Source organism: Ruegeria sp. HKCCD7303 (assembly GCF_013111185.1).
Taxonomy (GTDB): Bacteria; Pseudomonadota; Alphaproteobacteria; order Rhodobacterales; family Rhodobacteraceae; genus Ruegeria.
This window is the reverse complement of record NZ_WVRE01000002.1, coordinates 793841-811686: the sequence shown is the minus strand read 5'-3', so window position 1 is coordinate 811686 and position 17846 is coordinate 793841. Positions and strand designations below refer to the sequence as shown.

General features: G+C 55.9%; 19 protein-coding genes and 1 tRNA gene. 8 read left to right on the top strand and 12 right to left on the bottom strand.

Annotation, left to right across the window (positions count from 1 at the left end; translation table 11 throughout):
- Nucleotides 1-44 precede the first annotated feature (44 nt).
- Together GS630_RS08595 and GS630_RS08590 are read left to right on the top strand one after the other, a co-directional pair.
- Entirely contained in the window at nucleotides 45-500 is a 456-nt protein-coding gene (locus GS630_RS08595) for an Lrp/AsnC family transcriptional regulator (protein WP_171619308.1), read from the top strand.
- Nucleotides 497-955 (top strand): Lrp/AsnC family transcriptional regulator, encoded by a 459-nt coding sequence (locus GS630_RS08590; RefSeq protein WP_171174696.1) that lies wholly within the window; start codon nucleotides 497-499, stop codon nucleotides 953-955. The genes GS630_RS08595 and GS630_RS08590 overlap by 4 nt, the downstream gene beginning before the upstream one ends.
- A 6-nt stretch (nucleotides 956-961) precedes the next feature.
- On the opposite strand, the gene GS630_RS08585 is transcribed toward GS630_RS08590, so the two are convergent.
- Nucleotides 962-1663: a GntR family transcriptional regulator gene (locus GS630_RS08585; protein ID WP_171619306.1), complete on the bottom strand. Its 702-nt coding sequence runs from the start codon at nucleotides 1661-1663 to the stop codon at nucleotides 962-964.
- A gap of 232 nt (nucleotides 1664-1895) precedes the next feature.
- Here GS630_RS08585 and GS630_RS08580 point away from each other — a divergent pair, with 232 nt between their 5' ends.
- A complete protein-coding gene (locus GS630_RS08580; RefSeq protein ID WP_171619304.1) occupies nucleotides 1896-3023 on the top strand; it encodes an aminotransferase class V-fold PLP-dependent enzyme in 1128 nt (375 codons plus the stop codon).
- Between the two features lie 12 nt (nucleotides 3024-3035).
- Here the strand turns inward: GS630_RS08580 and GS630_RS08575 are convergent, their stop codons facing one another.
- The 3 genes from GS630_RS08575 to GS630_RS08565 form a co-directional block, all read right to left on the bottom strand.
- The gene (locus GS630_RS08575; protein WP_171174691.1) at nucleotides 3036-4232 is read right to left on the bottom strand and encodes a UbiH/UbiF family hydroxylase; all 1197 of its coding nucleotides are present in this window, start codon (nucleotides 4230-4232) and stop codon (nucleotides 3036-3038) included.
- A 74-nt stretch (nucleotides 4233-4306) separates the two neighbouring features.
- Nucleotides 4307-4555 (bottom strand): hypothetical protein, encoded by a 249-nt coding sequence (locus GS630_RS08570; protein ID WP_171091130.1) that lies wholly within the window; start codon nucleotides 4553-4555, stop codon nucleotides 4307-4309.
- Nucleotides 4556-4640: 85 nt separating this feature from the next.
- On the bottom strand, nucleotides 4641-5285 hold the full coding sequence (locus tag GS630_RS08565; protein ID WP_171234048.1) for a pyrimidine 5'-nucleotidase: 645 nt from the start codon (nucleotides 5283-5285) through the stop codon (nucleotides 4641-4643).
- Between the two features lie 100 nt (nucleotides 5286-5385).
- On the opposite strand from GS630_RS08565, the gene GS630_RS08560 reads away from it, so the two are divergent.
- On the top strand, nucleotides 5386-6033 hold the full coding sequence (locus GS630_RS08560) for a GntR family transcriptional regulator (protein ID WP_171174686.1): 648 nt from the start codon (nucleotides 5386-5388) through the stop codon (nucleotides 6031-6033).
- A gap of 3 nt (nucleotides 6034-6036) precedes the next feature.
- On the opposite strand, the gene GS630_RS08555 is transcribed toward GS630_RS08560, so the two are convergent.
- The gene (locus GS630_RS08555; RefSeq protein ID WP_171619302.1) at nucleotides 6037-7914 is read right to left on the bottom strand and encodes a glycosyltransferase family 2 protein; all 1878 of its coding nucleotides are present in this window, start codon (nucleotides 7912-7914) and stop codon (nucleotides 6037-6039) included.
- An 82-nt stretch (nucleotides 7915-7996) separates the two neighbouring features.
- Entirely contained in the window at nucleotides 7997-9163 is a 1167-nt protein-coding gene (carA, locus tag GS630_RS08550) for a glutamine-hydrolyzing carbamoyl-phosphate synthase small subunit (protein WP_171237395.1), read from the bottom strand.
- A 183-nt stretch (nucleotides 9164-9346) separates the two neighbouring features.
- Here carA and GS630_RS08545 point away from each other — a divergent pair, with 183 nt between their 5' ends.
- The gene (locus GS630_RS08545) at nucleotides 9347-9832 is read left to right on the top strand and encodes a GatB/YqeY domain-containing protein (RefSeq protein WP_171174673.1); all 486 of its coding nucleotides are present in this window, start codon (nucleotides 9347-9349) and stop codon (nucleotides 9830-9832) included.
- A 21-nt stretch (nucleotides 9833-9853) separates the two neighbouring features.
- On the opposite strand, the gene GS630_RS08540 is transcribed toward GS630_RS08545, so the two are convergent.
- From GS630_RS08540 to ctaD, 3 genes are all read right to left on the bottom strand, one after another.
- Entirely contained in the window at nucleotides 9854-10345 is a 492-nt protein-coding gene (locus GS630_RS08540; protein ID WP_171234051.1) for a DUF2244 domain-containing protein, read from the bottom strand.
- 44 nt (nucleotides 10346-10389) lie between these two features.
- Complete coding sequence (locus GS630_RS08535) at nucleotides 10390-10989, bottom strand: 2-hydroxychromene-2-carboxylate isomerase (RefSeq protein WP_171174668.1); 600 nt, start codon at nucleotides 10987-10989, stop codon at nucleotides 10390-10392.
- Nucleotides 10990-11111: 122 nt separating this feature from the next.
- Nucleotides 11112-12770 carry a cytochrome c oxidase subunit I gene (gene ctaD / locus GS630_RS08530; RefSeq protein ID WP_171089416.1) on the bottom strand — a complete coding sequence of 553 codons (1659 nt, stop codon included), beginning with the start codon at nucleotides 12768-12770 and terminating at the stop codon, nucleotides 11112-11114.
- Between the two features lie 305 nt (nucleotides 12771-13075).
- Between ctaD and GS630_RS08525 the strand changes: the two genes are divergently transcribed.
- The gene (locus GS630_RS08525; protein WP_171174666.1) at nucleotides 13076-13492 is read left to right on the top strand and encodes an HIT family protein; all 417 of its coding nucleotides are present in this window, start codon (nucleotides 13076-13078) and stop codon (nucleotides 13490-13492) included.
- A 390-nt stretch (nucleotides 13493-13882) separates the two neighbouring features.
- Here GS630_RS08525 and lipB read toward each other — a convergent pair whose 3' ends face one another.
- Nucleotides 13883-14539 carry a lipoyl(octanoyl) transferase LipB gene (gene lipB / locus GS630_RS08520; RefSeq protein ID WP_171174664.1) on the bottom strand — a complete coding sequence of 219 codons (657 nt, stop codon included), beginning with the start codon at nucleotides 14537-14539 and terminating at the stop codon, nucleotides 13883-13885.
- A 39-nt stretch (nucleotides 14540-14578) separates the two neighbouring features.
- The gene (locus GS630_RS08515; protein ID WP_171619300.1) at nucleotides 14579-15238 is read right to left on the bottom strand and encodes a DsbA family oxidoreductase; all 660 of its coding nucleotides are present in this window, start codon (nucleotides 15236-15238) and stop codon (nucleotides 14579-14581) included.
- 141 nt (nucleotides 15239-15379) lie between these two features.
- Between GS630_RS08515 and GS630_RS08510 the strand changes: the two genes are divergently transcribed.
- Nucleotides 15380-15466: transfer RNA gene (locus GS630_RS08510), tRNA-Leu, on the top strand.
- Between the two features lie 62 nt (nucleotides 15467-15528).
- Here GS630_RS08510 and GS630_RS08505 read toward each other — a convergent pair.
- The gene (locus tag GS630_RS08505) at nucleotides 15529-16044 is read right to left on the bottom strand and encodes a hypothetical protein (protein WP_171711976.1); all 516 of its coding nucleotides are present in this window, start codon (nucleotides 16042-16044) and stop codon (nucleotides 15529-15531) included.
- 68 nt (nucleotides 16045-16112) lie between these two features.
- Between GS630_RS08505 and GS630_RS08500 the strand changes: the two genes are divergently transcribed.
- Nucleotides 16113-17843 carry a phage major capsid protein gene (locus GS630_RS08500; RefSeq protein ID WP_171711974.1) on the top strand — a complete coding sequence of 577 codons (1731 nt, stop codon included), beginning with the start codon at nucleotides 16113-16115 and terminating at the stop codon, nucleotides 17841-17843.
- Nucleotides 17844-17846 lie beyond the last annotated feature (3 nt).

Here is a 17846-nt window from a genome sequence, read left to right as displayed (position 1 = left end):
AAGGTGAAGAATAATTCTTCAGAACTACAAAATGTGAAAAAATCATGCTTGATGACATTGATCGTCGCATCTTGCGTCATTTTCAGGCTACCCCAAGCCTGACCACTGCGGAATTGGCCGATCTGTGCCGGATCAGCGCTGGGGTCTGTTGGCGGCGGATTGAAAAGATGCAGGCTGCCGGGATCATACAAGGACAAGAGGTCGTGATTGACTGGGCTGCCATGGGCTATGCGGTCGAAGTTTCGCTTCGCGTTACTCTGGATAAGACACAGGCGCGTGCCTTTGACGATTTCACCGAAGCGGCGCGAAATGTACCGGAGGTGGTCGAGATCCAGACCTTTCTGGGTCGGGTGGACGTGCGACTGTCGGTCATTGCGAAGGATATGAACCATTACCAACTATTGTATCGCAACCGTATCCTGACCTTGCCCCATATCGCCGATATCGAGACGCTGATGCACATCGCGCGGGTCAAAAGCGATGAGGTGTTACCTGTATGATCGAGTTGGATGAAATTGATCGACGCCTGCTGCGTGTCCTGCAACAGGACGCGACACAGAGTGCCGGTGCCTTGGGTCGCAGGTTTGGATTGTCGCAACCGGCCACCTGGCGCCGAATCCGGCGACTGGAGGAAGCAGGAGTTATCAAGGGGCGGCGCTTGCGTCTGAACGCCGAGGCGTTGGGTTTCGGGGTGACGGTGTTTCTGGGTATCAAACTTGGCCGCAAAGGGCAGATCAATCTTGAGGACTTTGAGCGCGCCGTGAGTGCCATCCCCGAGGTCCAGACAGTCGAGCACGTGTTGGGCCTATATGACTATCGCCTGCGCGTAGTTGCGCGGGACCTGTCTGACTTTGAGCGCGTATTACGACGTCGAATCATGACGTTGCCCGGTGCAGGGGATGTTGAAGCAAACGTTTTGCTCAGCGAAGAACGCTTGCCTGGGCCCCTTGGCTGAAACGCCTCAGTATTTGGTGCGGATACAGTAGCCGGGATGATGTGTCATCCGGGCAAAGGTCAGCGGCTTGTCCTCTTTCCAGGTGGTGCGCTCCATCTGAATCATCGATGTGCCGGTCGTCGTCCCCATGAACTCTGCCAGTTTTGCATCGGCAGAAATGGCGCAGAATGCAACTTCAGCTTCGGTGAACGGCGCGGCATTCAGTAACCATTCATGTGGGCCCTGTGCGCACAGGTCGGCATCTTCCACTTCTGGAACTGCATCGATATTGATCCAGCGTTCTTCCAATTGAAACGGTCGGTTGTCCGCGTAGTGCATACAGGTGACATGCAACACGCGCTTGTCACGAGAAATATCTATTTGTGAAGACAGCCAGCGAGGGCTTTCCACCACGTTCCGCTCGACCAGAGCATACCGATAGGTTGCGTTCTGGCTTTCGATCGTCTGTCGTGCGAGTGAGAATTCAAGCTTGGCGTGTTTGCTGGGTTCTTTCTTGACCCGCGTTCCGCTTTTACGCTTGCGTTCGACGAACCCCTGATCGGCCAATTCCCTCAGGGCGCGGTTCACTGTGGCACGCGCGCAATTAAATTCGTCTGCCAACTGTGTTTCCGTTGGCAAAAGAGACCCTTGTGGCCAGACACGGCTTTCAATACGTCGTTTAACTTCGTCTCGAACGGACTGGAAGCTGATCCGCTTTTGTATAGTCACGGGTAGAATTATCCCTTCAAGTATAAAGTGTGTGCATCTGTTCAGAAGCAATTAGAAGTGTAAAGGGGAAGGTGACACTAGTTGGCGTCAAATGTGGTGGTGTTGGCGAGATTTGGCGCAGATTTGTACAAATCTGTGTGACATGCCGTAACGTCACTTTTTGTCGTGAAAGTACTTTACGGGCAAAGGCAAAACGATCAGGTTCTCGGAAGAGTTTTGGAAAGGATCAAGAATGCCTGCGTTGTTGGACACCGTTGACCCGAACGGACTTCAAGAGTTTTCGGTGGTATTCACCGATCGTTCGCTGAACCATATGTCCCAGAAGTTCCAGCAGGTCATGCGGGACATCTTGGACATGTTGAAGGGGGTATACAACGCAGACGGCGTTGCGGTCATTCCCGGCGGCGGTACTTATGCCATGGAAGCCGTCGCCCGTCAGTTTGCGCGGGGGACGGATGTTTTGGTGGTTCGGAACGGGTGGTTCTCGTACCGATGGAGTCAAATCATTGAAAGCGCGGCCCTGACGCAGAGTGCCACGGTTATGAAGGCGCGTCAGACAGGCAATTCCAGCCCGTCGCCGTTTGCGCCCGCACCCATTGACGAAGTTGTCGAAGCCATTCGGTCACAAAAGCCGGGTGTTGTCTTTGCCCCGCATGTCGAAACATCGGCAGGAGTCATTTTGCCGGATGATTACGTGGCCGCGCTGGCGAATGCGGCGCATGAGGTCGGAGCATTGATGGTACTGGATTGCATCGCATCCGGTTGCGCCTGGGTAGATATGAAGGAGACCGGTGTCGATGTTCTGATTTCTGCCCCGCAAAAAGGGTGGAGCGCATCGCCTTGTGCTGGCCTTGTCATGTTGTCCGAGCGGGGCGAAGCCCGGTTGCAAGAGACCAACTCCGACAGCTTTGCGGTTGATCTGAAAAAGTGGCGTCAGATTATGCAGGCGTATGAAAACGGTGGTCATGCCTATCATGCAACCATGCCCACGGACGCATTGTTGGCTTTCCGCGATACCATGGCTGAGACCAAAGACTATGGGTTCGAAAAGTTGCGCGCGGCGCAATGGGCGTTGGGAGATGGTGTGCGGGCAATGCTGAAGGACAAGGGCATCGTTTCAGTAGCTGCTGACGGTTTTGGCGCGCCCGGCGTTGTGGTCAGCTACACTTCGGACCCCGACATTCAGAGCGGCAAGAAATTTGCAGCGCTGGGGATGCAGATTGCTGCTGGCGTGCCCCTGCAATGTGATGAACCCGAGGGGTTCAGCACCTTCCGCCTGGGTCTGTTCGGGCTCGACAAGCTTTATGATGTGGACGCAACCATTGCGCGCTTGAAACGGGTGCTGGATCAGGTTCTGTAAACGAACCGGGCCTTAGCGGACGCCAAGGCCCATCTGCATCAGTGTCTTGCGTACGGGCGGCAGAGAATAGAGCGCGCTCAGCCCCATGGCCCGTGCGTCACGCAACGGACGCGCCTCGATCATCGAGGCGCGGTTCAACAGGTCGATGCCCCTGACGCGCATTTCGACCTCGGTATGGCGGGCCTTGTGGTATGCATCCAGCATCTGAGCATCGCCCAATCCTTCGGGACGGGCCTGTGCCAAATCCAGCAGACAGCGCAGATCACCCAAAGACATGTTCAACCCCTGAGCGCCAATCGGCGGCACCACATGCGCCGCTTCGGCCATAAGGGCAATGCGTTCGCCAGCCAGCCGCTCAGCAGACTGGCTGATAATAGGCCAGATCGTCCGGCGCGACGCCAACTTCAAGGGGCCAAACAACCCGCAGGATCGTTCGGTCATTGCGGCCTCAAATGCTTCAGGCTCGAGGTTCAGAAGGTCGATTGCCTTCGGACCACGCTCCATCCAGACAATGGCTGAGGACGGCTGCCCTTGCCAATCGGGTAAGGGGACTAGCGTGAACGGCCCGCCCGATCTGTGAATCTCGGTTGAAACGTTTTCATGCGGAATGGGGTGGGTGACGGCAAAAGCCAGCGCTTTCTGGCCATACCGTGTTGTGTGAACCGATATCCCGGCGGCATCGCGCATGGGCGAATTGCGGCCATCGGCGGCCAGCACCAGGTTACACCGAACGCGGCTGCCATCGCTCAGCCCAACGCGGGCTTCGGCGGTGCGGGTGAATAGGCTGGTCGTACCTGTGCCGGGGCGGAAATCGACATTGGGAAGTTCTGCCAGTCGCGCCACCATTTCCCGGCGCAGCAGCCAGTTGGGCAAGTTCCAACCAAAGGGTTGATCAGAAATGTCGGCGGCATTGAAATCGCGCACAACGCGCGGTTCGGGCACGTCACCGCCTGCGTCTACGATACGCATGATTTGCAAAGGCGCTGCATGAGCGTCCAGACGCGCCCAAAGCCCGCACTGTTCGAGCAATCCGTGCGCGGGCTGCAGAAAGGCAGTGGTGCGCAGGTCCGATCCGTCCACATCCCGCTCAGTGATCGGAGGGGTCGGGTCCACGCAGATCACGTCAAAGCCTGCTGTTCCGAAAACCGCTGCTGCGGTCAGGCCAGCGATGCCGCCGCCGGAAATCAGGATGTCACAGCTGTCAGTCATGGCGCCTCTCATCGGTTTGGGCAGAACCTAGTTCGGTTCGACCCCAAGCGCCAAGTGACATCCTGTCCCGTGCCTCAGCCCCGAGAAATCAGGACGAGAATCAAAAACATCACCGGCACCATCATCAAGGCAGGAATGAAGAGACCGGGCAGGCCGAACAACATGATGGAACAGCCCCACATGCTGAAAATCGCACCGGCGGTGTAATACAGATCTTCTGCCTTGCCATTGACCGCATCGCGGGCCAGCCATCCGAATACAGGGATTGCAAAGAAAAGGCGCTGCCAAATCGGCAGGCGGCCGGTCATCTCGATCGCGGTCATTGAGGTCTCCATCTGTTCGTCGCTGACGTGCATATAGGGACGAGGATGCAGGTGCAGAATGTGCGGATCGTCGCAGTGTGACAGCCTATCGCAGGCGAGCCAGAAACGCGGTCAAATCGTCCGTGTGATGGTGGATGTGATCTGCGTCATGCGGGTCAGGCGCCACGTGCACTGTGCGCATTCCCATCTCGTGCGGAGCCGCCAGATTGCGCGGATCATCCTCGAACATGGCGGCTTTTTCAGCTTGGATACCATCCTGGGCAAAGATGGCCTCAAAGGCTGCTTTTTCGGGCTTGGGCCGATAGCCTGCATGCTCAACGCCATAGATTGCATCGAACAACCCGGAAAGGCCGCGCGCATTCAGCACGCGTTCAGCGTAAGGGGCGCTGCCATTGGTGTAGACAATGCGCCGCCCAGGCAGGGCGCGTATGTGATCGGCCAGGTCTTCATCTGGGTCCATATGGCTCATGTCCACCTGATGGACTGCGTGCAGATACGGGTCGGGGTCCAGATCATGTTCGGCCATCAAACCGGCCAGCGTGGTGCCGTATTCGCGCCAGTAATGCGCCCGCAAACGGTCCGCCTCGGCTTGATCCACACCTATGGCCCGCATGACATAATCCGTCATCAGCACCTCGATCTGATCGAACAGACGCATGTGTGGCGGGTACAGGGTGTTGTCCAGATCGAACACCCACTGTGTGACATGAGAAAAAGCCGGTTTGACCATAAGCAGGGTGTAGGGCGCGGGCGCGGTGTTTTCAATGCTCTACTTGATCGTTCCCCCTTTGGACGGATAGACATGTCCGAACGAGGAGATAATGAACCCCATGAGCCAGACCCGATCCCCAACCAAGGATGCCTATAGCCTGATACTCGAAGCTATCGACGTGGGTGTCTACAAACCCGGTGATCGTCTGGTGGAAAGCGAGCTGGCCGAACGGTTCGGAGTGTCACGCACGCCGATCCGCGAAGCGTTGCAACGGCTCGAGACACAGTCACTGTTGGAACGGGACGGCCGGTCGCTGATCGTGGCGTCGCTGGATCACAACCAGATGGCCGAGCTTTACATCGTACGTCGGGAACTGGAGGGGTTGGCTGCAAGCCTTGCGGCCAAACATGCGACCGAAGAAGAGATCAAGGTTCTGCAGGAGATGGTCGTCGAAGATGACAAGCTGATTGATGACCCGTCGGCATTGTCGCGTGCAAACCGGCGCTTCCACGAACAGATCCATCTGGCGTCTCATAATCGCTATCTGGTGCAGCAACTTGATCTTGTGCATCGCACAATGGCGTTGATGGCAACCACCTCTCTGGCGGTGCAGGGGCGTGGTGAAATCGCCCAAAGTGAGCATAAGGGCATTGTCGAAGCCATTGCCGCAAGGGATGAAGAGGCAGCGGCTCGAGCGCTGAAGGATCATATCTCGATCGCGTTCATGACGCGCCTGAAACAGGACGCAAGCCTGCGCGACAAATAAGTATCAGGCCAGCGGCTGATCTTCGCTGGCTTGCCCATGTTGGGTTTTGTCCCAGAAGAATGGATTCGTTGCCAGCTCCCACAGAGCTTTGTAGGCTGCAACCACGCCCAAGGGGTAGTACAAAGCCATGGTGGGAACCCAGGGCAACAAAAAACGCCGCTCTCGTGCCGAAACGGCAAGACAGCCAACGCAGATATTCAACGCCTCAGTCGTCAAAAACAACAGCACCAGCGCCGTAGTCAGATTCTGTGGCAAAACGGGTGCCAGCGGATTGGAAAGCCCCAACGTTGAGAGCCAGAATACCCACAGAACAGGGGCCAGCAAAAACTGACCCAGCGTGCCTAGGAAAAACGCCTGAAGCCCCAAAAACTGCGCGGCGCCCAGATCGCGCAATAGTCTTTTTGCTGAGCGCATGTGCACAAGATACGTCACCATAAAGCCCTTGAGCCAGCGTGAGCGCTGTTTCACCCAAGGCCAGGCGCGAAAATTTGCCTCTTCATAAGTTGTAGTGTCCACCAGTTCGGTTCGGTATCCGGCCCGGCACAGCCGAACGCCAAGGTCAGCATCTTCGGTCACGTTGTGTGCATCCCAGCCTCCCAATTCCAACAGCTTGTCTCGACGGAAGAAAAACGTTGTCCCACCCAACGGGACGACAAGCCCCAAGCGCGCAATTCCGGGCAGAATGATGCGAAACCAGCTGTTGTATTCGATGGTGAAGCAGCGTGAACGCCAATTTGTGCGTGGGTTGTAGTAATCCAGACTGCCTTGAAGACACACGACCTCGGGCGGAGCCTGGGAAAAATGCGCGACGACCCGTTCGATCTGATCCGGCTGCGGTGCGTCTTCGGCGTCCCAGACACCCACATAGTCGCCGCGGCAAAAGTCCAAGGCATAGTTCATGGCGCGCGGCTTGGTGGTCAGCCCGTCCAATTCTGGCACCTCGACAATCCGCATCCAGCTGGGCAGGTCAATCTTCGCCAAAGTTGCGCGCGTGACCTCATCTTTTTCTTCCAGCACCAAGATAACGTCCAAGAGCGCCTTGGGGTAGGTCAGGCGTTTGAGCCGTTGGACAAGCGCATTCGCAATCTCGCGTTCTTTGTAAAGGGGAACCATGATCGAAACGCAGGGTTGTGGCAGGGTGACAGCTGCATCAGACGCTTCTGGCTTCTGACGAAAGCTGTGGCGCAAATAGGCAAAAGTACCGGCAAGGCGAAGAACAGCAAAGAGAATTAAAGTTCCCACAGCCGCGGCAAGCAGGGTCGCCAACACAAACCACGGGAAAGCAAAAAACAACGCAATAATTCCAAGCGCTGAAACAGACGGTACGATGCGCGACCCAATCGTCCAGTTGCGGCAACTCTGATCCGCATCAACCCGTGTTTCTGCAGCCTCTGCCAAAGGGCGCGAAAACTGTCGGGCAATAGTGCGGTCGATCTGATCAGAAGCCGCAAGAACTGGAATGATCGTGTAGTCGCAATCCCGCATGTTGTTTGTGACAGCTGGAAACCGATCCGGACGCGCTGTCGCAACCAACAGAAGCGGGCCCACGCGCATCCACGGAATGACGTTGTGTTTCAACCAAAAGCCAACTGGTTTCAGGTCGCACAGCCCCGGCATGGGCGGGATCTGTTCCAAGTTCGCAATCTGCCAGCCGGACTGGACAGACAGGGCATGCAAGATGTCTTGCCGGGTGGCAAATCCTTCACCCACCAAAATTTCGCCCAAAGGCGCGTTTTGCTGGGATTGCAAATGCAAGGCGTGGTCGAGTTCCGACTGCGTCAGAGTTTCGGCTTCTACCAGACAGGTGCCCAGCGGTTTTCGAAATCCGGGAGCGGGGATCGGAGAAGCGGCTGTGAAATTTTGGAGATTAAGCTCAACCATAAAAAGAACCCTGGCACAGTTACCCGTGCTCAGGGTTGTTCGATCAAGGTTAACGTGCCGTTAACACTGCAAAGCTTGAGAGTTATGCGCTCTGTTTTTTCTTTTCCATGGCGTCAGCGAAACGCTCGAACAGATAGAAACTGTCCTGAGGCCCGGGGGATGCTTCCGGGTGATACTGCACCGAATAAACGGGCCGATCTGTCATGCGAATCCCGCAGTTCGACCCGTCAAACAAAGATTGGTGGGTTTCCACAACGCCATCGGGCAGAGACTGAGCATCAACCGCAAAGCCGTGGTTCATCGAAGTAATCTCAACCTTGCCGGTATCCAGATCCTTGACCGGATGGTTGGCGCCGTGGTGGCCGTGGTTCATCTTGACTGTCTGACCGCCCAAGGCCAGTGCCAGCATTTGGTGGCCGAGGCAGATGCCGAAAACAGGCAGATCGGTGGTCTCCAGTACCTCTTTGATCATAGGCACAGCGTATTCTCCGGTCGCTGCCGGATCGCCGGGGCCATTCGACAGGAACACTCCATCAGGCTGATGGGCAAGCACCTCGGCGGCAGTGGCTGTTGCGGGCAGTACCGTTACATCACACCCAGCTGACGCAAGACAACGCAGGATGTTGCGCTTTGCACCATAGTCGACGGCCACAACCTTGTGCACCGGGGCTTCCTGACGCTGATACCCGTCAGGCCAGGCCCAACGCATTTCGTCCCAGCGATAGCTTTGAGCACAGGTCACATCCTTGGCCAGATCCATGCCCTCCAGACCGGCAAACCCACGGGCGGCTGCAACCAGTGCCTCGATGTCGAAATTGCCTTCGGGGTTATGGGCCAAAGCAACATGAGGTGCGCCTTGTTGACGGATAGCACGTGTTAAACGGCGGGTGTCGACGCCGCCGATCGCGATCCGTCCGCGACGGGCCAACCAGCCTTTGAGCTCCTCGGCCGATCGCCAGTTCGAGGGCTCGGTCGGATCCCATTTTACAACCATGCCTGCAGCAACCGGGTCGCCGGTTTCATCATCTTCGGGGTTCACGCCGACATTGCCGATATGCGGGAAGGTGAACGTCACGATCTGACCGGCGTATGACGGGTCTGTCATGATTTCCTGATAGCCTGTCATGGCTGTGTTAAAGCACAGCTCGGCCACAGTCTGCCCGGTGGCGCCAAAGCCATTGCCATAAAACAATGTACCATCGGCCAATGCCAGACATGCGGTGGGCTTGGACGGGGCGTTCTGGGCCATGGCGCGACTCTCCTTCAAGGTAAACCGGCGCATACCTAAGGGGGTTAGGCGCGTGGGTCAAGCCTGTTCAAATTTTTGGCTATTGTTGTTTTTCAAAGACTTAGATGTAATGGCTTCCTGTTGTATCAGGCTTTTTGTTTAGATATGGTCGGGGTTCCGTTGTCATGGGGATGGACAAACCAAATGGACATGCGATCACGGGTGAACACAGCCCTGAAGCAAGCAATGAAAGACAAAGCGGCCGAGCGTCTGTCGACGTTGCGGTTGATCAACGCGGCTATCAAGGACCGTGACATCGCCGCGCGCGCCTTGGACAATGAAGAGGCCAAGGGTTGCGGCGATGCTGAGGTACTTGAAATCCTTGGTAAAATGACAAAGCAACGCAAAGAAAGCGCCCGTGCCTATGAAGAAGGCGGCCGTTTGGATTTGGCCGAACGCGAGATGCAGGAAGTTGCGGTCATCGAGGAATTTCTGCCCAAGCAGCTGGATGATGACGAGGTGTCAAAGGCGATTCAGACTGCGATCACCGCAACCGGGGCCGGATCCATCCGAGACATGGGTAAAGTCATGGGCGAATTGAAGACTCGTTACACCGGACAGATGGATTTTGGCAAAGTGGGCCCGATGGTCAAAGATCACCTTTGCGCAGCGTCAAACGGCAACTGCTGAAAAAACAAAATGAACGATGACCTACTGCGCGACCCGTTCGCGCAGTCTTGTGCTTAGTTCGTCATAAAGCGTTATCCGCTCATCTTCCGATAAAAACGAACCGATCTCGACCTCGCGCCCATCACCGACAAGCGTGACATAGTGAGGGACGGGTCCACCTTTCTCGTGCATTTCTGTCCTCGCCCAAAAGCGGTTGCAGGACCATTCCTGTTGGTCTTTGCCGGGTGTGTAATGCACCAGATGCGCTTGCGTATCAGACAGCGTCAGAACCTCGAAAACGCTGCGTGCGCGATAGTTGGTCTGAATGGCCAGCCAAAGGCCAAATACCGTGATCAGAAGAAAGGGTAATAGCCCCCACAGAACCACGGACCCCAGCATGGCCAGCAAAGGGATAAGGCCAAACAGGAACACCGAAAGTATAGTGATCATAGCTCCGCGCGGAGGCAGAGAGTTATGCGGCCAAAGGCGCAGCTCTTGTTCCGTTTCGGATGTCTGATTCCATGTATACGGCATATCGGGAACATAGCGCAGGACTGTCTTGTGTCGACGGGTTTTGACTAGATGACGTGACCGACACGCGCCCAGGACAGGGCATCGTCCAAACGGTCATCTCCCCAGAACACTTCTTGGCGGACGACAAAACTTGGGGCGCCGAATACGCCCAGCTTCATAGCTGTTTCTGTTTCGGCTTCAAGCGCTGCGGTGACGTCATCACTGCGCGCCCGTCCCAGCGCCAACCTGGGGTCTTGCTGGCATCGTAAAAGGGCTTCGGACAAGGCGTTCTCGCTTCCGGCTTCAATCCCTTCTTCGAACCAGATACGGTACAGCGCCTGGGTAAAGGATTTACCCCAACCTTCGATCATTCCCAGCACGGCGACCTGATTGGCCAGAGCCAGGTCTGAAACAGGGTAGGGCGCAGGCAGGTTGGCGTGAATGTGGTACTTGGCGCAACGGCGCTCGATATCGCGCCACATATAGGCCGATTTGACCGGCTTTCCGGTAAACGGAATGTTCTGTTGGGTCGACATCACGGTACGCACGTTAAACGGCCGCCAGTTCACTGTGGCGTCATGTTCGGCGCACCACTCGTCCAGACGCATCACGGTTAGGTAGCTATAAGTACTGCCGATCGAGTACCAAAAGTCGATTTCAGGCATAGACGACCCTCCGGCTGTCTTGCACTGATATAATACCCGATTTTGTCCTGATTGGCGAACGTCGGGTCCGCGCAAAGAAAAACCCCGCCACTTGGGCGGGGTTTCTTTGGATCATGTTGGGATTAGTGCGCGTGGCCCTTGTCCCAGTCTTCCTGCTTGGGCAGCTGCTCGAACGTGTGTTCGGGCGGCGGCGAGGGCAGGGTCCATTCCAGTGTGTCGGCGTATTCGTTCCACGGGTTCGGACGCGTCTCTTTCGCGCCACGGAACAAAGCGTAGAACACGATGCCGAAGAACAGCAGGAACGAAGCGAACGAGATGAACGCGCCAATCGACGATACGAAGTTCCACTGAGCGAACGCTTCGGGGTAGTCAATATAGCGGCGCGGCATGCCTTGACGGCCCAGGAAGTGCTGCGGGAAGAAGGTCAGGTTGGCGCCAATGAAGAACATCCAGAAGTGAACCTTGCCCCAGAACTCGGAATACTGACGGCCTGTCATCTTCGAGAAGTAGAAGTACACGCCAGCGAAGATTGCGAAGACGGCACCCAAGCTCATCACATAGTGGAAGTGTGCCACCACGTAGTAGGTGTCATGATAAGCACGGTCGACACCGGCCTGCGACAGAACCACACCGGTCACACCACCAACGGTGAACAGGAACAGGAAGCCGAAGGCAAACAGCATCGGAGTTTTGAACTCGATCGAGCCGCCCCACATGGTCGCAATCCACGAGAAGACCTTAACGCCAGTCGGAACAGCAATAACCATCGTTGCCAGCATGAAATAGGCCTGCTGACGTAGCGACATGCCAACGGTGTACATGTGGTGCGCCCACACAACGAAGCCCAGAACACCGATCGCGATGATCGCCCAAACCATCGGCAGGTAGCCAAAGATTGGCTTGCGCGCGAAGGTAGCGATCACGTGGCTGATGATGCCGAAACCGGGCAGGATCACGATGTACACTTCCGGGTGGCCGAAGAACCACAGGATGTGCTGATACAGGATCGGGTCACCGCCACCAGCAGGGTCAAAGAAGGTGAAACCAAAGTTGCGATCCATCAGCAACATGGTGATCGCGCCTGCCAGAACCGGCAGCGACAGCAGAATCAGCCAAGAGGTGACGAAGATTGACCAGCTGAACAGCGGCACCTTGAACAGGGTCATGCCCGGGGCACGCATGTTCAGGAAGGTGGTGATCATGTTGATCGCGCCGAGGATCGAGGAGGCGCCCGATACGTGCACGGCGAAGATCGCAAGGTCCATGGACATGCCGCCCTCGGTCGTGGACAGCGGCGGGTACAGAACCCAGCCTACGCCTGAACCAAGCTGGTCGTTACCACCGGGGCTGAGCAGCGAGGCCACACCCAGAGAAGTACCGGCGACGTAAAGCCAGAAGGACAGGTTGTTCATCCGCGGGAACGCCATATCCGGCGCGCCGATCTGCAACGGCATGAAATAGTTGCCAAATCCGCCGAAAAGCGCCGGGATGACAACGAAGAACATCATCAGAACACCGTGGTAGGTGATCATAACGTTCCACAAATGTCCGTTGGGGGTACATGGGTCGGCCATGAAGCCTTCCAGGCACATGTACTGAACACCGGGGTGCATCAGTTCAAGCCGCATGTATACGGTCATCGCTACCGAGATCAGACCGGCCAGGGCCGAAACGATCAGGTACAAAATCCCGATGTCCTTGTGGTTGGTCGACATGAACCAGCGCTGGAAAAAGCTGCGCTCGTCTTCATGGTCGTGACCATGAATGGCTGCGTCTGCCATTATAGGTGCCTCCTGTTGCAACTGCACCGCGCAGTCGGACCTCTCCAACGCGCGGGATTCCTGCTGGTTTTAGATTGCGAAGAGGGTACCTTCAATGGCCGAGTTTGATCTGGATCAAGATTAATTGTCGCGGGCAGGGGGCTGTCACGCTGTTTTTGTGTCTCGAACAGCGCTTATCTGGGTATGTCTGCCCGGTTTTCAAGCCGCAGATGGTGGCCCGCAAGGGCGTTTGGCAGAGTTCCGCCTTGACCGTCATGGGCAGGCGTCTCAGAACTACGCCAACACCCGCAATCCGGAGACCTGATATGGCTGACTACGATCCCGACAACATCTTTGCCAAAATCCTGCGCAATGAGATCCCCTCGACCCGCGTGTTCGAGGATGATGAGACGTTGGCCTTCATGGATATCATGCCGCGTTCGGACGGTCATTTGCTGGTGATACCCAAATCGCCGTGCCGCAATGTGCTGGACGCCACGCCCGAGCAACTGGTTGCCGTGATGAAGACGGTGCAGAAAATGGCACAAGCAGCGAAGGCGGCATTTGATGCAGACGGAGTGACGATCCAACAGTTCAACGAAGCCGCAGGCGGGCAGGAAGTTTTCCACCTGCACTTCCATGTCCTGCCGCGTCATGAAGACGTGTCGATGCGCCCGCCCGGAAAGATGGGTGATTTCGACCAGATCGCGCAGCACGCCGAAAAGATCAAAGCCGCATTGTAAAGCTGAGTTTCAGTTATCCGCCGTAACGAATTTCGGACCTACACCCCATCAAAGGGCGCGGCGTTTAAGCGCGTATCAATCAGGGGAAAGAGAATTGCCGTTCCGATTTGGGGTCGGAACGGCAGACTCGTAACCAAACACTTCTCGGATTTCGAGGGCGAGCCCTGGATCACCGGTTAACATACCACTCACTCTTGATTGGCAGTTTCATACTACTCGTTAACGGCCCCTTTGTATCTAGTTGAGTTAAATAATGTCTAAAAAAAACGATAAACCCGGCTTAAACACGGTTAATTGCTTCAGGTGTCGGAAACAGAGCTAACCGCTTGAGCGTATTGTTTTGAAGCTCGCATGATATCACCGATTCGCTTTGCTGAGATACAGGGTGACTCACCCGTCATTCGAACCAAAGACATCCAAAAATGTCTTCTCTAACGCGGCATCAAGATCAGCCATGGTCACAGGAAGCCCCAGATCGACCAGAGAGGTCACGCCGTATTCGCTGATCCCGCAGGGGACGATTCCCGAGAAATGCTCCAGGTCTGGCTCGACGTTGATCGAGATGCCGTGAAAGCTGACCCATTTGCGCAGGCGCAGACCAATGGCTGCGATCTTGTCTTCCGCCGGCTTGCCCGTCACCGTGAGCGGCTTGTCGTCCCGCCGAACCCAAACTCCAACGCGTCCGTCGCGGATCTCGCCGTGTACATTGAATTCAGCCAGGGCCGAGATCACCCAGGTTTCCAATTGCTTTACAAACTGGCGCACATCCCGTCCGCGTTTGTTGAGATCCAGCATGACATAAGCCACACGCTGACCCGGTCCGTGATAGGTGTATTCACCGCCACGTTTGCTTTCATAGACCGGAAACCGATCAGGATCGGTTAGGTCCTCGATCTTGGCTGAGGTGCCGGCAGTATACAATGGCGGATGCTCCAGCAGCCAAACGCATTCTTCAGCGTTGCCGCGTGCGATTTCGGCAACGCGGGCCTCCATGAAGGCCACGGCGTCGTCATAGCTGGTCAGACCATCGGTGATTTTCCATTCCATGCCGGCCTCATATCTGTGCAAAGCGGTCAGGGAAAGGGGTCAGGCGGCCTCAGACAGACATCGTTGCAAGACTTGGGCATAGGTTTCGCTCCCTTGTGCCCCAGTCAGCAGGTATTTTCCGCCAAACACCATGGACGGCACGCCGGAAATACCCCGGCTGGTCCAGAATTGCTGTTTCTCGCGCACGGGGCCCGTGTGTTGGCCACTCTCAAGCGCTTGCCGAGCAGCTTCCGCATCAAGCCCGACTGATCGAACGGCATCCAGCAAAACCTCGGAGTCCGAGACGTCCTTCTGCTGGGTAAAATACGCATCAAACAGAGCAAGCTTCAGCGGGTGTTGCTGACCTTGCCCTTCTGCCCAATCCAGCAACTGATGTGCGGCAAACGTATTTACCATCCGGCTTTCGTCGCCGAAGTTGAACGTAAACCCCAGCTCTGCGCCAATCGAAGTGAGTCTGTCCCGCGCTTGCTGGCTTTGTTCGGCGGTGGTTCCGTATTTCTCCATGACATGCTCGCGCAGGTTTTGACCTTCGGGTGGCATATTCGGGTTCAGTTCGAACGGATGCCAGCGCAGCCGGGCCAACACGCCCATTTGCTGCAAGACCGTGTCCAATTGTTTAAAGCCAACAATGCACCACGGGCAAACCACGTCTGAAACGATGTCGATCTGTACAATGGGGCGGTTCTCGGTTGAGGTCATTTGCGGTTCCTGTCAGATCGGATGTGTGGTGATCATTCAGCTAGATAGGTCTGCTTCCGAGTAATTTAAACCAGAGCGTTTTTGCCTCTTCACATCGTGCGCGCCAACGTCTATACGCCGCTCTACCAAGTCACAGGTAGTGCGGTCGTGGCGGAATTGGTAGACGCGCAGCGTTGAGGTCGCTGTGGGGTAACACCCGTGGAAGTTCGAGTCTTCTCGACCGCACCATCATATCCATAAATTTATATTAAAATCAAAGTTTTAGAGCATATTATCTGAATATTAACCACCTATTTATCCACCTTTGGGCTGGTCCAGTCCGTGGACATTTCTTCGAGCGCATTCCGAATCTCACGCTCGATAATTTCTTGAATGTCCACTCTGTCGGTGATGCCTGTTAGCAGGTTTGCAGCGACTGCGGGTATCCTTAGCAATCGGGCTTTCACCCGGAAAACCATGTCGAACGCGGCTGCGGTTACAGTGTCCAATTCCAACAATTGACCAGACCGGACCATGTTCTCCGTTTCCGTACGAATAGCCAACGCGCGGTCTTTGCGTGCCCGTTCCTGCGCTGGATCAAGTTTGGCTTGATCCGATTCAGCCGTCAGCACAGGTAAAACTTTGTCCCGATAGGCCTTGTCCCGTATCCACTGACCGAGTGCTTCGAGTTCATAGTACCCGTGGGAGTTCTTTGGTGGTGGATATTCGCCATTCAGCAGCTTTCTAAATGTATCTACATGCATCCCAGCTAATCTAGCAGCGTCTTTCTGGTTCAGTCCCTCGACCGTCGGAAGAGTGTGTTTCATGTCTAACCTATTGAGAACATATGAGTATTAATTTAACATAATACATGGAGGTTGCTTGAGGTGCAAAGATGACAAAGCATTTTCGTTCCATTGAATTGGTCGTGGAAAATTCGACCAAAGTGGATGATCGCCGCGTGGCAATGGCCGTTTCGAGTGAAACGCCAGTTGCACGAGGTGGGTATCAAGAGGTGCTTGTTCATTCCAAGGAAGCAGTGGATCTCGAATTTATTACTTCCGGACGCGCACCGGTGCTTCTTGACCACAATTCCGAATTGCAGATCGGAGTGGTTGAAACCGCGTGGCTCGACGGATCGACGCTGCGCGCAAACATCCGGCTCGGTAAGAGCGGGAAGGCGAGCGATGTGTTGGCCGATATTCGTGACGGCATCCGCCAGAACGTCTCAATCGGCTACGCTATCGAGGAGGTCGAGGAAACCGGAGGGGAAATCCGCGTTACCAAGTGGCGTCCGATTGAAGTTTCGATTGTGAGTATCCCGGCTGACATGACCGTCGGTGTGGGGCGACACGCAACCGAAACTTTGCCCATTTTGGAGAAGAGAAACATGGGCAACACTACTACTCAGGAAAAACTGTCGGCCAAGGATGCCGCTCAGATCATGCAACTCGGTATGCGTCACGACATGGCGCAGGAAGCCGAAAGCGCCGTGGAGAAGGGAACTTCACTTACGGAGTTCCGTAACCTGGTACTGGATAAGCTTGAGACTGCTGAGCCGGTTTCCAACAGCTATGCTCCACCAACTTACGGTCACGAGTCAAAGCGTGACTTTGACCTAGGTCGGTTCATTCGTGGCAAGCTGTCGAACGATTGGAGCGAAGCTGAAACGGAGCGCCGGATATCTGCCGAACTGACACGGGAAACCCGTGGTTCGCGCGGCACGGTTGTGCCGGCTGAAGCGCTTGCTGTGCGGGCTCCGATGATGACCACTACAGGCGCGAGCCCCCTTGTGGATATCGAGCACCGTCCGGACCTGTTCGTGCAGTCGCTTGGAGCAGCGTCCACAGCCATTCAGGCGGGCGCTACGGTGTTGGGTGGGCTGTCCCGCGATATAAGCATCCCTCGCGAGACGGGCCGTCCCAGCGCGGCGTGGATAGCGGAGGGTGGTTCGATCAGTGAAGGCAATCCGACGTTTGACAACGTGACACTGTCCGCGACAATGCTAGCCGCGCGTGTCTCGTTCACGCGTCAGGCTTTGATGCAGGGGTTGCCTCAGCTCGACTATTTGGTCCGTCAGGGCATCAACCGGCAGTTCGCCATTTCCTTGGACGCAGCGGTCATCAACGGGTCGGGCGTCGTACCGGAACCAGAAGGTATCTTGCAGGCATCAGCTATTAACTCGTTTGCTGCCGCCAGTGCAGGTGCCGTCGCGTGGGGTGAGGTCGTTGACGCTTGGTCTCGTATTATGACCGACAACGTGGTTCCAGACGGCAATATGGCGTGGCTCGCGCATCCTGACGTAGCAAAGATACTGAGGACGACCTTAAAGGATGCTGGGTCCGGCCAGTTCGTTCTTGGGGACGAGCCATCAGTTGGCGACATGAACACGATCTCTGCTGGTCGGATCATGAACTCGGCAGCGTATGAGACGACGCATATGCCAGCCGACAAGCTTTTGCTCGGTAAGTTCTCAGACGTCTTTATTGGTCAGTGGGGCGGCGTCGACTTCGTGATCGACGAGGTGACAAACGCAAGCACCGGTGTGGTCAACATCTACGCCTATGCGTGGTTTGACGTGGCGGTGCGCCATCCAGAGAGCTTCTGTGTAATCACAGGTATCTAAGCA

Bases quoted from the DNA above. Each gene is read 5' to 3' on its own strand.
- GS630_RS08595 (WP_171619308.1), top strand. From the start codon at position 45: ATGCTTGATGACATTGATCGTCGCATCTTGCGTCATTTTCAGGCTACC.
- GS630_RS08590 (WP_171174696.1), top strand. From the start codon at position 497: ATGATCGAGTTGGATGAAATTGATCGACGCCTGCTGCGTGTCCTGCAA.
- GS630_RS08580 (WP_171619304.1), top strand. From the start codon at position 1,896: ATGCCTGCGTTGTTGGACACCGTTGACCCGAACGGACTTCAAGAGTTT.
- GS630_RS08575 (WP_171174691.1), bottom strand. From the start codon at position 4,232: ATGACTGACAGCTGTGACATCCTGATTTCCGGCGGCGGCATCGCTGGC.
- GS630_RS08570 (WP_171091130.1), bottom strand. From the start codon at position 4,555: ATGACCGCGATCGAGATGACCGGCCGCCTGCCGATTTGGCAGCGCCTT.
- GS630_RS08565 (WP_171234048.1), bottom strand. From the start codon at position 5,285: ATGGTCAAACCGGCTTTTTCTCATGTCACACAGTGGGTGTTCGATCTG.
- GS630_RS08560 (WP_171174686.1), top strand. From the start codon at position 5,386: ATGAGCCAGACCCGATCCCCAACCAAGGATGCCTATAGCCTGATACTC.
- GS630_RS08555 (WP_171619302.1), bottom strand. From the start codon at position 7,914: ATGGTTGAGCTTAATCTCCAAAATTTCACAGCCGCTTCTCCGATCCCC.
- carA (WP_171237395.1), bottom strand. From the start codon at position 9,163: ATGGCCCAGAACGCCCCGTCCAAGCCCACCGCATGTCTGGCATTGGCC.
- GS630_RS08545 (WP_171174673.1), top strand. From the start codon at position 9,347: ATGGACATGCGATCACGGGTGAACACAGCCCTGAAGCAAGCAATGAAA.
- GS630_RS08540 (WP_171234051.1), bottom strand. From the start codon at position 10,345: ATGCCGTATACATGGAATCAGACATCCGAAACGGAACAAGAGCTGCGC.
- GS630_RS08535 (WP_171174668.1), bottom strand. From the start codon at position 10,989: ATGCCTGAAATCGACTTTTGGTACTCGATCGGCAGTACTTATAGCTAC.
- ctaD (WP_171089416.1), bottom strand. From the start codon at position 12,770: ATGGCAGACGCAGCCATTCATGGTCACGACCATGAAGACGAGCGCAGC.
- GS630_RS08525 (WP_171174666.1), top strand. From the start codon at position 13,076: ATGGCTGACTACGATCCCGACAACATCTTTGCCAAAATCCTGCGCAAT.
- lipB (WP_171174664.1), bottom strand. From the start codon at position 14,539: ATGGAATGGAAAATCACCGATGGTCTGACCAGCTATGACGACGCCGTG.
- GS630_RS08515 (WP_171619300.1), bottom strand. From the start codon at position 15,238: ATGACCTCAACCGAGAACCGCCCCATTGTACAGATCGACATCGTTTCA.
- GS630_RS08505 (WP_171711976.1), bottom strand. From the start codon at position 16,044: ATGAAACACACTCTTCCGACGGTCGAGGGACTGAACCAGAAAGACGCT.
- GS630_RS08500 (WP_171711974.1), top strand. From the start codon at position 16,113: ATGACAAAGCATTTTCGTTCCATTGAATTGGTCGTGGAAAATTCGACC.